This window comes from Kitasatospora saccharophila, assembly GCF_039529925.1.
GTDB classification, from domain to species: domain Bacteria; phylum Actinomycetota; class Actinomycetes; order Streptomycetales; family Streptomycetaceae; genus Kitasatospora; species Kitasatospora saccharophila.
On the sequence record NZ_BAAANS010000031.1, the window covers coordinates 57,297 to 70,812 of the forward strand.

Here is a 13,516-nt window from a genome sequence, read left to right on the forward strand (position 1 = left end):
ACCGGCATCCCGCAGAGTGAATCGGAATCGGAAACCATGACTGTCGCAGAACCACGTCCCGCCGCGGACGACGTCCCGTCCCGCATCCCGTCCGGAGCCCCGGCCGGCGGGGCCTGCCCGCCGGACCGGGAGTGCCCGAGCGTCAGGCGCACCCTCCACCTGACCGGCCCGGCCCGGACGGTGCTCCCCGCGGACGCCCCCGAGCTGCTGCCCGCGGCCCTGCTGCTGCTCGCCCGGAAGTACAGCGGCAGCGAGGAGTTCCGGGTCGGCGTCCGGTGGGCCGGGCGGCCGGCGGGCGGGCCCGCCGCGTCCGTCACCGCCTCCATGCCGGCCGCGCTGACCGTCGCCGGGCACCGGGCGGCGGTGTCGGAGGGCCTTCGCCGGGCCGCCGCCGGGCCGGCCGAGGGCGACGGACCGGCGCCGGCCCTGCTCTGCGTACCGGACGGTCCCGCCGAGGGCCGGCACGGGGCCGAACTGGCCGTCTCCTGGGAGGCCACCCCGCAGGGCACCGCCGTGCACGCCGACTTCCACGAGCACGTCCACGGCGCGCCGTTCGTCGGCCGACTGCTGGGACACCTGGAGAACCTGCTGGGACAGCTCACCGGTACCCCGGACCGGGCCGTCGGGGAGCTGACGCTGCTGACCGACGCCGAGCGGGAGCGGCTTCGCGTGCTGAACGACACGGCGCGGCCCTACCCGCGCGACGCGTCGGTCTACGGGCTCTTCGCCGAGCAGGTGGCGTCCGGGCCCGACCGGCCCGCGGTCAGCCACGGGGACCTGACCCTCAGCTACCGGGAGCTCGACGAGCAGGCCCTCGCGCTGGCCGGCAGGCTGCGGGCCGCGGGCGTCGGCCGACACGACCGCGTCGCCCTGTCGCTGGCGAAGACGCCGCTGCTGCTGGTGGCCGTGCTGGCCGTGCTCCGCCTCGGCGCGACGTACGTGCCGCTGTCCCCCGGGCTCCCGGTGAGCCGGCGCGACTTCCTGCTCGCCGACAGCGGGGCCGTCCTGCTGCTGGTGGACGGTCCGACCCCGACGGACCCCGGCGTCCCGCTCCTCGACCTGGCGGCACCGGTCGCCGGCCCCGGCCCGTCCGGCAGCGCCCCGGAACTACCGGACGTCGACTCCCTGCCGCGCGACGGCGCCTACGTGATGTACACCTCCGGGACCACCGGCAGGCCCAAGGGCGTCCTGGTCGGCCACCGGGCGGTGATCCGCCTGGTGCGCGGCACCGACTACGTCGCGCTGTCGTCCGGCACCCGGCTGCTCCAGACCGGGGCGACCGCTTTCGACGCGACCACCTTCGAGTTCTGGGGGGCGCTCCTCAACGGGGGGAGCATCGTCCTGGTGCCCGAGCCGACGGTCCTCAGCGCGCCGGACCTCGGGGCGGCGATCCGCCGGCACGGGGTCAACACCCTCTTCCTGACCACCGCCCTCTTCCACCAGATCGTCGAGCAGGACCCGTCGGTCCTGGACGGCTGCCAGGTGGTGGTGGGGGGCGACGCGCTGTCCGCGCGGCACGCCGAGCGGGCGGTGCGCAGCTGCCCCGGCAGCGTCTTCGTCAACGGCTACGGACCGACGGAGAACACCACCTTCTCCACCGCGCACCGGGTGGGCGGCGCGTACCCGGGCCGGGTCCCGATCGGCCGACCGATCAGCAACTCCACGGCGTACGTCCTCGACCTCGACGGCCGCGCCCAGCCGGTCGGGGTCCCCGGCGAGCTGCACGTGGGAGGCGACGGTCTCAGCGACGGATACCTCAACCGGCCCGAACAGAACGGCAGTTCGTTCATCACCGGTCGGCCGGACGCACCCGGGAGGCTGTACCGCACCGGGGACACCGTCCAGTGGACGGAAGACGGCGAACTCGACTTCGTCGGGCGGACCGACCAGCAGGTGAAGGTCCGCGGCTTCCGGGTCGAGCCGGCCGAGGTCGAGGCGCAGCTCTCCAGGATCCCCGCGCTGCGCGAGGCGGTGGTCCTCCCGCAGCGGCGCGCGGACGGGGTCGTGCTGGCGGCCTGCTTCACCGCCGACCGTCCGCTGAGCGGCGAGGAGCTCCGCCGCGCCCTCCTCGCGGAACTGCCCGACTACCTGGTCCCGTCGTCGTTCACCCAGCTCGACGCCATGCCGCTGACCCCCAACCAGAAGATCGACCGGGCCGCGCTGGCGGACCTCGCCACCCCGTCCGGCGGCGGCGCGACCGGGCGGCGCCGGGCTCCGGGCACCGCGCTGGAGGCGACGGTGGCCGCCGTCTTCGCCGAGGTGCTCGGGGTGGAGTCGGTGTCCGTCGACGACGACTTCTTCGCGATGGGCGGGCACTCGCTCCTCGCCACCCGGCTGTGGAGCCGGCTCCGGTCCGTCCTGGACACGGAGTTCGCACTGCGGCAGGTGCTCGACACCCCGACCGCGGCGGGTCTCGCGGCCGCTCTCGAGCAGCGCACCGAGGCCGCGGCGCCCCGGCCGAGGCTGGTCCGCAAGCCCTGACGACGGCGGGTCACCGACCCGGCCGATCAGACGTTCACCCCGCGGCGTACGGCCCGGACTTTTCGATGTGGAGTGGTCAGCGTGTTCCCGATGTCGTTCGCACAGCAGCGGCTGTGGTTCTTCAACCGGTTGGAGGGGCAGAGCCCGGCGTACAACGTGCCCCTGGTGGTGCGCATGACGGGCGCTCTGGACGTGCCGGCGCTGGAGGCGGCCCTCGCCGACGTCGTGGCCCGGCACGAGAGCCTGCGCACGATGTTCGGCGAGTCCGAGGGGGAGCCGTCCCAGTGGGTGCTGCCCGCCGACGGCGCCGGTCCGGCGGTGCGGGGGTCGGAGGTCGAGGAGGACCGGGTCGACGCCGTGCTGCGGGGACTGGCGGCCGAGCCGTTCGACCTCGACGGCGACGCCCCGGTCCGCGCCCACCTGCTGAGGGTCTCCGACGGCAGCCACGTCCTGCTGCTCGTCATGCACCACATCGTGTGCGACGGGTGGTCGATGACCCCCCTGCTGCGCGACCTCGGCTCCGCGTACAACGCGCGGTCGGCGGGCCGCGCCCCCGACTGGGAACCGCTGCCCGTCCGGTACTCCGACTACACGCTCTGGCAGCAGGACCTGCTGGGCGACGAGGACGACCCGGACAGCGTGGCCCGGCAGCAGCTCGACCACTGGCGGGAGGCACTGGCCGGGCTCCCCGACGAGCTGGGGCTGCCCTACGACCGCGCCCGCCCGGCCGTTGCCAGCTACCGGGGCCTGGAGGTCGGGTTCCACCTCCCCGCCGCGACGCACGCCGGGCTCCTGGACATCGCCCGGGCGACCCGCGGCACCCTCTTCATGGTGGTGCAGGCGGCGGTCGCCGCACTGCTGTCGAGGCTGGGCGCGGGGACCGACATCCCGCTCGGCACCGCCATCGCGGGCCGCACCGACAGGGCGCTGGACGACCTGGTCGGCCTCTTCATCAACACCCAGGTGTTGCGCGCCGACGTGTCGGGGCCGGTGACCTTCGAGGAACTCGTCCGGCGGGTCCGGGAGACCAGCCTCGACGCCTACGCCAACCAGGACCTGCCCTTCGAGCGGATCGTCGAGGAGCTCAACCCGGCGCGCTCCCGCTCCCGGCACCCCCTCTTCCAGGTCGGCCTCGAACTGCACGGCGGGACGCTCGCCCTGGAGCTGGACGGGGTCGACACCGCGGTCGAACTGCTCAAGATGTCCCAGGCGAAGTTCGACCTGTCCGTCGTGATGGTGGAGCGGACGTCGCGGGACGGGTCCCCCGAGGGCATCAGCGGCACGGTCGAGTACGCGACCGACCTCTTCGAGGCCGCCACCGTGGAGGCGTTCGTCCAGCGGCTCGTCCGCCTCCTGGACGCCGTGGTCGAGGCGCCCGGCCGGGACCTCGGCAGCTTCGACCTCCTCGCACCGGACGAGCGGGAGCGGCTGGACCGGTGGTCCGCCACGGACCGGGAGCTGTCCGACCGGACCGTCCTCGACCTCTTCGAGGACCGCGCCGCCCTGGTCCCGGACCGGACCGCGCTGGTGGCCGGCGGCGAGCGGACGACCTACGCGGAGCTGAACACCCGGACCAACCGGCTCGCCCACCACCTCATCGGCCTCGGGGTGGGCCCCGAGACCCCGGTGGCCGTCGCCATGCCCCGGACGACGGACGCGGTCGTGGCCTGGCTCGCGGTCGGCAAGTCGGGCGGTGTCTACGTCCCGATCGACCCGCAGAGCCCGGCGGAGCGCGTCCGCGACATCGTCGACGACGCCCGGGCCGCCGTGCTGGTCACCACCGAGTCCGTCGTCGCGGGCCTCGGCGGGCCGGCCGGCCTGCCCGTCCTCGTCACCGACCACCGGCGTCGGGAGGGCCCCGCGCACAACCCGACGGACGCCGACCGCGCCGAACCGCTGCTCCCCGACCACGCGGCGTACGTCATCCACACCTCCGGATCGACCGGACGGCCCAAGGGCGTCACCGTCCTGCACCGTGCCCTCACCAACCTCTGGACCTTCCACACCGGCGTCACCTTCCCGCCCCCGGCCGGCCCGGAGGACCGGCTGCGGGTCGCGCTGTCGGCCTCGCTGGCCTTCGACACCTCGTGGGAGGGCGTACTGGCGATGATCGCCGGCCACGAGCTGCACCTGCTGGACGAGTCCACCCGCCGCGACCCGGCCAGGATGGTCGACTACCTCCGCACCCACGGCATCGGGCAGATCGACGTCACGCCGAGCCTCGCCCAGCAGCTGCTCGCCGAGGGGCTGCTGGCGGGCGACGCCGCCCCCAGGACGCTGATGCTCGGCGGCGAGGCGGTGAGCGAGGCGCTCTGGAGCGAACTGCGCGCCGCCCCGCGCACCACGGTCTACAACTACTACGGGCCCAGCGAGTTCTGCGTGGAGGCGTCGGGCTGCGCCCTGTCGGAGCACGCGACCGCCACGATCGGCCGCCCCGTGCACAACTCCCGCGTGTACGTGCTCGACGAGCACCTCAACCGGGTCCCGCCCGGCGTGCTGGGCGAGATCTACCTGGCCGGGGCCAACCTCGGCCGGGGCTACCTGGGCCGGGCCGCGATGACCGCCGAACGGTTCGTCGCCGACCCCTTCGGGGCGCCCGGTGGGCGGATGTACCGCAGCGGGGACCTGGCGCGCTGGACGCCCGACGGGTTCCTGCACTTCGTCGGCCGCTCCGACGACCAGGTCAAGCTGCGCGGATTCCGCATCGAGCCGGGGGAGATCCGGACGGTCCTGGCCGCGTGCCGCGACCTCGCGGACTGCGCGGTCGTCGTCCGGGAGGACGTCCCCGGCGAGAAGAGGCTGGTCGCGTACGTCGTCCCGGCCGAGGACGGCACCGTGGACGTGGACGGGCTGCGTGCGGCGGTCGCCGCGAAGCTGCCGGACTACATGGTGCCCGCCGCCTTCGTCGTCCTCGACGCGCTGCCGCTGACCCGGAACGCGAAGCTCGACCGGCGCGCACTGCCGGCCCCGGACTACGGGGCGCGGTCCGCGGGGCGGCCCGCCACCACCGACCGGGAGAAGACCGTCGCCGCGCTGTTCGCCGAGATCCTCAAGGTCGAGACGGTGTCGCTGGACGACAACTTCTTCGAACTGGGCGGCCACTCACTCCTTGCGACCCGCCTGGTCAACCGCATCCGGACGGTCGTCGGGGCGGAGGTCGACCTGATGCGGCTGTTCGACGACCCGACCGTGGCCGGAGTCGTGGCCAGCCTCGAACAGCAGGCGCCCGGGGCGGCGGCGCCGCGCCCGAAGCTGGTGCGCCGCGCCCTCTGACGCACCCGGGGGCGGGGCCGCACGGCCCCCGCCCCCGTTCCACCGGCCACGTGAACGGGCGCGCAGCGGGCGTCCGTCCGGACAGGAGACGACACAAGACCATGACACCGGAGATCGACGCGTTCTTCGACGCCATCAGATCGGAACACGGCCCCGGCGCGCTCGACCGGGTCGAGGAGATGCTGGAGCCCCGGCGACGCAGCGACCGGCGCCATCCGTTGCAGCAGGCGGCCAAGTGGGTGCTGCCGGGCATCCCCCAGGTCCCGTGGCACGACCCCTACGCCTATCCGGAGATCCTGCCGCTGGTCACCGCGCTGGAGCAGAACCACTCCCGGATCGCGGCCGAGCAGGCGCAGACCTGGGCCCGGCACCGGGAGCGGTTCTCGGACTACGAGCACTACCTCGTGAAGCAGCGCGACTGGCAGGCCCTCTACCTCTACCGCGACGGCCGGCTGGTGGAAGAGTCGGCGCTCTCCGCCCCGACCGCCTCCCGGCTGCTGGAGGAGCACGCGGTCGAGCCCGGACTCATCTGCCCGCTGCTGGAGTCGCACTTCTCGACCCTGCTCCCCGGTGCCGCCATCAAGCCGCACTGCGACCTGTGGAACTTCTCCATCAACCTGCACCTGGCCGTCGACGTCCCGGACGGCGCCGCGATCCGGGTGGCCGGGGAGACCCGCGAATGGGAGGAGGGCAAGTGCCTCCTGTTCGACTACTCGTTCGAGCACGAGGCCTGGAACGGCGGCGACCGGGCCCGGACCTGCCTGCTGGTCGACCTCTGGCATCCGGACACCACGCTGCCCGAGCGCGCGGCGCTGACGATGCTGATGACCGAGATCCAGAAAATGCTGGCGCCCTGACGACGGCGCCCCCCGGGCCCCTCCCGCCGGCCGCCCCCTCCACCCCACCCCCTGTCAGAACTCTCCTGGGAGCCCTTGTGCCGGTCAGTAGATCCGCCAGAGCCGTGCTCGACCACATAGACCTCGCCGATCCGCGGTTCTTCAGCACCCCGGAGCACCTCCGGGTCTTCCGCTACCTGCGCGACCACGACCCGGTGCACTGGAACCCGGACGGCACGGAGCCCGGCTTCTGGTCGGTGACCACCTACGAGGACTGCCTCGCCGTCCAGAAGGACGGAGCCACCTTCAGTTCGGCCGGCACCAACACCCTCGGCCAGCAGCGCTGGACGGGCGACGAAGGCGCCGGCCGGATGCTGACCCACACCGACGGGGCGCGGCACACCGAGCTCCGGCAGGTCGTCAACCGCGCCTTCACGCCGCGGGCGATCGCGAAACTGGAGCCCTACCTGCGGTCGATCGTCCGACAGGCGCTCGAAGAGGCGCTGGAGCACGGGGAGTGCGACTTCGTCGACACCGTCGCCCTGCTCCCGGTCGCCTCCATCGCCGCCCTGCTCGGCGTGCCGCAGCAGGACTGGACGCTGTTGCTACGGCTCACCACGGCCGCCTTCGGCTCGGCCGACCAGGACGTGCAGACCTCGCCGAGCGCCCGGGCCAGTGCCGCCCGGGCCCATGCCCAACTGCTGCTGTACTGCCAGGACCTGATGCAGCAGCGGCGGCGCAGGCCGGCCGACGACCTGGTCACCCGGCTGGTCGAGGCGCAGGACAGCGGCCTGTTGGGCGAGGAGGACGCGATGCTCTTCTTCGACCTGCTCCTGCTCGGCGGCAACGAGACGACCCGGCACGGCGCCGTCGGCGCGCTGCTGGCCTTCATGGAGGCGCCGGAGCAGTGGCGGCTCCTGCGCGGCGACCGGAGCCTGCTGCCCGCCGCCGTCGCGGAGGTGCTGCGGTACGTGTCGCCGAGCCGGCACGTACTGCGCAGGGCGGAGCGGGACGTCGAACTGCGCGGCCGGCTGATCCGGGCCGGCCAGGACGTCGCGGTGTGGCACTCCTCGGCCAATCGGGACGGACGGGTCTTCCAGGACCCGGACACGTTCGACATCACCCGTGCGCACAACCCGCACCTGGCCCTCGGGTCGGGGCCGCACTACTGCCTGGGCGCCGCGCTGGCCGGCATGGAACTGCAGCTCTTCCTGGACGAACTGTGCGACCTGGTGGGCTCCGCGACCCTGCTGGAGCCGCCCGCCCGGCTCGCCTCCACGGTCATCAACGGATTCAAGGGCATGCGGGTCCGACTGCTTCCGGCATGACCTCTCCGGTAACTGCCGGAAATCCACCGGCCCGTACACCGGTTCGCGGCCGCCGCGCTCATTAGAATTCACTGGAAATGAATCCACCGCCACCCCGGAAGAATCCCCGTATTCAATGCCGGGCGGTGCTCGACAATGCTGCAGGAGAGAGAAATGGCAAATCCCTTCGATGACGAGGACGGCACGTTCACCGTCCTGGTGAACGACGAGGGGCAGCACTCCCTCTGGCCCGCCGGGCACTCCGTCCCGGCCGGCTGGCGGACGGCCTTCGGCCCCGGCGCCAGGCGGCACTGCCTGGACCACATCGAGAAGACCTGGACCGACCTGCGCCCGGCCAGCCTGGTGAGGTCGTCCCGGTGCGCCGGGCCGGCGGCCCGCAACCCGTGAGGAGCTGACCCCGTGTCCGCATCGGAACTCATATTCCAGCGCTCCCGGCTGACGGCCCGGGACCAGCGGGTCTTCGTGGCCAAACTGGCCGCCGCGCTGGCGATCGGCGCCGCCGGCGTGCTCCTGGTGCTCCTCGGAAACCTGGCGTGCGCAATCGCGGGAATGCTCCTCCTGGGCGTTCTCTACACACACATGGTGGAGCTCCAGCACCAGTGCCTCCACCATTCCGCTTTCCTGAGGGTCGGCCTGCACCGCACTGTCGGATTCCTCCTGGGACTGCCGATGATGGTCTCCTACAGCCATTACCGGATCCGCCACCTCCAGCACCACCGCTTCCTGGGCACCGACCAGGACAGCGAGTTCTTCGGCTTCGACAAACGGCAGGAGCTGACCCCGCGGTCGCTGCTCGCCGGAATGTTCGACTACCGGCGGCTCGCGTCCGTCGCCGCGCAGTCCTGGCGCAGCTGGCGCGGGACCTGGCGGTACGAGAACGGCCAGGTCTCCGAGCGCATCCGGCGCGACAGCATGTCCGAGTACCGGCTGATCTCGCTGGTCGCGGTGCTCGCCGGCGGCCTCGCGCTGGCCGGCTTCGGACCGCTCGTCCTCCAACTGTGGCTGCTGCCCTGGCTCCTGCTCTCCACGCCGCTGCACTTCCTGGTCGAGCTGCCGGAGCACCTCTACTGCGACGACGACACCACCGACGTGCTGCGCAACACCCGGTCGATCAGCGGCAGCAGGTTCAGCACGTGGTTCACCAACGGCAACAACCTGCACGTCGAGCACCACGCCGCGATGACCGTCCCCATCAACCGCCTTCCCGAACGGCACGGGGCGGTACGGCAGTTCGCCGCACACACCGACCGGAGCTACTGGTCCTTCTACCGGACGGTGCTCGGCGAGGTGGCGTCCGCCTCGTGGCGGCGGCGGGCCCCGGACCGCACCTGGTGACCCCGGCACCCCCCTCATCGACCACCCCCCAGCGAAATGGACGAGGCACCGCGCATGGTGACCGTGTACACGACCTTCCCCTCGGCGTCCGGCAGAACACCCGCCGAGTTCCGCGAGCGCCTGGCGCAGGAAGCGCGCTGGGCCGAGGCCGCGGGCTGCCGCGGAATGCTCATCTACAGCGACAACAAGCTGCTCGACCCCTGGGCCGCCGCCCAGCTGCTCATCGCCCGGACGGAGGAGTTCGTCCCGATGGTGGCGGTGAACCCGGTCTACATGAACCCGTTCAGCGTGGCCCGGGCGGTCAGCACGATCGGCTACCTCCACGAGCGCCGGATCGACATCAACTACGTCACGGGCGGATTCCACCGGCACCTGCGGGAGCTGGGGTGCGGGCTCGACCACGACGAGCGCTACGACCGCCTCACCGAGTACGCCGAAGTGGTGTCGGGCCTGCTGGCGGGGGGCCGGCCGTTCTCCTACGACGGCCGCTACTACCGGATCCACGGCGCCTCGGTGACCCCGCCGTTGGCACCGGGCCTGACCCCCGGCGTCTTCGTCTCGGGCACCTCGGACGCCTGCGTCGCCGCGCGGCGCAGGCTCGGCGCGACCAGGCTCGCCTACCCGCGGGAGGTCTCCGGGTACGGGGAGGGCACCCCCCTCGCCGACGGCGGGATCCGCCTCGGCATCATCGCCCGCGAGACGGCCGAGGAGGCCTGGGCCGTCGCCCACCGGCGCTTCCCGCGCGATCCGATGGGCGAGGAGATCCACGAGATCGCCGCCGAGACCGTCGAATCGCAGTGGCACCTGGGCCTGTCGGCCGACGCCTTCCGCTCGCCCGGGCCCGAGGGCACCTACTGGCTCTACCCGTTCCGCGCGTACAAGACCTTCTGCCCCTACCTGGTGGGCACTCATGCCGAGGTCGGCGAGCTGCTGGCGCGCTACCTCGCGCTCGGGGCCTCGACGCTCATCCTCGACGAGATCGTCGAGGAAGCGGACCTGCGGCACTCCCTGACCGCCGTGCGCCACGCCGAGGAGGCCGCCGCGTGATCCCGCTGTCCCACGCCCAGCGCAGGCTGTGGTTCATCGACCAGTTGGAGGGGCCGAGCGCCACCTACAACATCCCCGTGGCCCTGCGGCTCGACGGCGCGTTGGACACGGACGCGCTCCGTGCCGCGCTCCAGGACGTGGTGGGGCGCCACGAGAGCCTGCGGACCGTCGTCGGCGAGGCGGACGGCGAGTCCGGGCAGCGGATCGTCCCGCCGGAGCGGGCGGAGGTCCCGTTCCGGTGCGAGCAGGTCGCCGAGGCGGACCTCGACGACCGCGTCGCGGAGGCGTCCGGGCACGTCTTCGACCTCGGCGCCGAGATACCGGTGCGGGGCTGGGTGTTCTCCAGCGCTCCGGAGCGCCACGTGCTGCTCGTCCTGATCCACCACATCGCCGGGGACGGCTGGTCGACCCGGCCGCTGCTGCGGGACCTGGCGGCGGCGTACACCGCCCGCTCGCAGGGGCGCCCGCCGCAGTGGGGCGAACTGCCCGTCCAGTACGCGGACTACACCCTGTGGCAGCGCGAACTCCTCGGGGAGGAGGACGACTCCGGCAGCCTGATCAGCCGCCAGTCGTCCTACTGGACCGAGCGGCTGGCCGGCCTGCCCGCCGAACTGCCCCTCCCGGTGGACCGGCCGCGTGGCAGCGAGCCCGGGTACGGCAGCCGGGTCGTCGACTTCCGGCTGTCGGCCGACGCCCACGCCCGGCTGAACCGGCTGGCCCGCGACAACAGGGTCACCCTGTTCATGGTGGTCCAGTCGGCGCTCGCGGCGCTGTTCACCGGCCTGGGGGCCGGAACGGACATCCCGGTCGGGACGGTTGTCGCCGGCCGCACCGACAACGCCCTCGACGACCTCGTCGGCTTCTTCGTCAACACGCTGGTGCTGCGCACGGACACCTCCGGCGACCCCACCTTCCGCGAACTGCTCGCCCGGGTGCGGACCACCGACCTGGAGGCGTACGCGCACCAGGAGATGCCGTTCGAGCGCCTGGTGGAGGTCCTCAACCCGGACCGGTCGACGGGCAGGCACCCGCTCTTCCAGACACTGCTCGTCCTCCAGAACAACGACGAGGGGTCCCTGGAGCTCCCCGGTGTCGAGGCGTCGCCCTGGCGGACCGGCCGGCCGCCGGCGAAGTTCGACGTGACCCTCGGAGTCGTCGAGGAGCACGGTCCCGGCCGTGAGCCGGCGGGGCTCAGCGGCGGATGGGTCTTCGCCGCCGACCTCTTCGACCAGGACACCGCCCGCGGCATCGCCGACCGGCTGGTGCGGCTGCTGGAGGCCTTCGCCGCCGACCCCGACCTCCGGCTCTCCGCGGCTCCGCTGCTGGCGGCCGACGAGTACCGGCGGATCGTGCACGACTGGAACGACACCGGCCGCCCCCTTCCTGCGGGGCTGCTGCCGGACCTGCTGGACCGGCAGGTGCGCCGCACCCCGGACGCCCCCGCGGTGGCCGACGGCCGGGCGGAGCTCACCTACGCGCAACTGGACGCCTGGACGAACCGGTTGGCACGGCTGCTGATCCGTCAGGGGGTCGGCCCGGAGACGCTGGTGGCCGTCGCCGTGCCGCGCTCGGTGGAGATGGTCGTGGCGGTCTGGGCGGTCCTCAGGGCCGGCGCCGGCTACCTGCCGCTCGATCCGGAACTCCCCGGGGCCCGGCGCCGGGCCCTGATCGAGGACGCCCGACCGGCGGTCCTCCTCACCACGGGGCGGGCCGCCGGAGGCGGCTGTGCCGACGGGCCCGCGGCCGACGGCCCGCTCCGGTTGCTCGTGGAGGACGCGGCCCCGCTGCCGGGCAGCGGCGGCGCCGCCGCGCGGCAGACGGCCGACAGCGGACCGGTCACCGACGCGGACCGCCTGGAGCCGCTGCTCCCCGGGCACCCGGCGTACGTGATCCACACCTCCGGGTCGACCGGCCGGCCCAAGGGCGTGGTCGTCACCCACGGCAACGTGGCGGCGCTGGCCGCCTGGGCGGGCGAGGGGTACGGAGCGCACCGGCTCGAACGGGTCCTGGCGACCACCTCGTTGAGCTTCGACGTCTCCGTCTTCGAGCTCCTGGTCCCGCTCGTCTGGGGCGGCCGCGTCGAGGTGCTGCCCGACCTGCTCGCGCTCGCCGAACTCCGCGGGCACACCGCCACGCACGTCGGCGGGGTCCCGTCGGCCTTCGGCGTACTGCCCGGGGGCGACGCGGCCGGGGTGGCGGCCGGCACCGCGGCGCTGGCCGGCGAGGCGCTGACCGCCGGTCTCGCCCGCCAGGTACGGGCGGCCCTGCCGGGCGCCGAGCTGGTCAACCTCTACGGCCCCACCGAGGCGACGGTCTACGCCACCGCCTGGTTCGGCGGCCGCGGCACGGACGGTGCGGCGGCGCCCCCCATCGGACGGCCGCTGCACAACGTGCGGGCGTACGTGCTCGACGAGGCGCTGAACCCCGTCCCGGACGGTGTCACCGGTGAACTCCACCTGGCCGGCGCCGGCCTGGCGCGCGGCTACCTGGGCCGGCCGGCGCTGACCGCGGAACGCTTCGTGGCCTGCCCGTTCGCCGGGCCCGGCGAACGGATGTACCGCACCGGGGACCGCGTCGTCCGGCGGGCCGACGGCCAACTGGTCTTCGTGGGCCGGGCGGACGACCAGGTGAAGGTCCGCGGTTACCGGATCGAGCCCGGGGAGGTCGAGTCCTGCCTGCTCGACCACCCCGGCATCACGGCGGCGGCGGTCGTCGTCCGCGAGGACGTGCCCGGCGACCGGCGCCTGGTGGCCTACACGGTGGCCGGCGGAGCGGTCCGGCCGGACGCCGGGGCGGTGCGGGCGTTCGCCCGCGAGCGGCTCCCCGGCTACATGGTGCCCTCGGCCGTCGTCCCGCTCGACGCCCTCCCGGTCACCGCGAGCGGCAAGGTCGACCGCGGCGCGCTCCCCGCGCCGGAGGCGGGCGGATCCGCCTGGCGGGGGCCGCGGACCCCCCGCGAGGACGTGCTGTGCGCGATGGTCGCCGAGGTCCTGGGGGTGGAACAGGTCTCGGTCGACGACGACTTCTTCGGGCTCGGCGGGCACTCGCTCCTGGCGATGAAGCTGATCAGCCGGGCGCGGACCGTCTTCCGGGCCGAACTCCGGTTCCGGGACTTCTTCTACGACGCCACGGTGTCGAACCTGGCGGCGATGGTCGACCGCGGTTCCGCCCCGGCGCCGGCGACGTCCTGAGGACCCGACGTCCTTCCACCACCCG

The 13,516-nt window shown here is 73.6% G+C and carries 8 protein-coding genes; all 8 read left to right on the top strand.

The features are described from left to right. The first annotated feature begins 36 nt into the window (after positions 1–36). The 8 genes from ABD345_RS22605 to ABD345_RS22640 all read left to right on the top strand — a co-directional run bounded on the left by ABD345_RS22605 (position 37) and on the right by ABD345_RS22640 (position 13,491). On the top strand, positions 37–2,481 hold the full coding sequence (locus tag ABD345_RS22605) for an amino acid adenylation domain-containing protein (RefSeq protein WP_344554386.1): 2,445 nt from the start codon (positions 37–39) through the stop codon (positions 2,479–2,481). Between the two features lie 90 nt (positions 2,482–2,571). Then, a complete protein-coding gene (locus tag ABD345_RS22610; RefSeq protein WP_344554388.1) occupies positions 2,572–5,754 on the top strand; it encodes a non-ribosomal peptide synthetase in 3,183 nt (1,060 codons plus the stop codon). Positions 5,755–5,855: 101 nt separating this feature from the next. Continuing rightward, on the top strand, positions 5,856–6,611 hold the full coding sequence (locus ABD345_RS22615; protein ID WP_344554390.1) for an aspartyl/asparaginyl beta-hydroxylase domain-containing protein: 756 nt from the start codon (positions 5,856–5,858) through the stop codon (positions 6,609–6,611). A 104-nt stretch (positions 6,612–6,715) separates the two neighbouring features. Continuing rightward, on the top strand, positions 6,716–7,918 hold the full coding sequence (locus tag ABD345_RS22620; RefSeq protein WP_344554392.1) for a cytochrome P450: 1,203 nt from the start codon (positions 6,716–6,718) through the stop codon (positions 7,916–7,918). 153 nt (positions 7,919–8,071) lie between these two features. Next, positions 8,072–8,305 carry an MbtH family protein gene (locus ABD345_RS22625; RefSeq protein WP_344554394.1) on the top strand — a complete coding sequence of 78 codons (234 nt, stop codon included), beginning with the start codon at positions 8,072–8,074 and terminating at the stop codon, positions 8,303–8,305. A gap of 12 nt (positions 8,306–8,317) precedes the next feature. Then, a complete protein-coding gene (locus ABD345_RS22630; protein WP_344554395.1) occupies positions 8,318–9,253 on the top strand; it encodes a fatty acid desaturase family protein in 936 nt (311 codons plus the stop codon). Positions 9,254–9,307: 54 nt separating this feature from the next. Continuing rightward, positions 9,308–10,300, top strand: coding sequence for an LLM class flavin-dependent oxidoreductase (locus ABD345_RS22635; RefSeq protein ID WP_344554396.1), 993 nt, complete (start codon positions 9,308–9,310; stop codon positions 10,298–10,300). Then, positions 10,297–13,491 (top strand): non-ribosomal peptide synthetase, encoded by a 3,195-nt coding sequence (locus ABD345_RS22640; RefSeq protein WP_344554398.1) that lies wholly within the window; start codon positions 10,297–10,299, stop codon positions 13,489–13,491. Before ABD345_RS22635 ends, ABD345_RS22640 begins: the two co-directional genes overlap by 4 nt. Positions 13,492–13,516 lie beyond the last annotated feature (25 nt).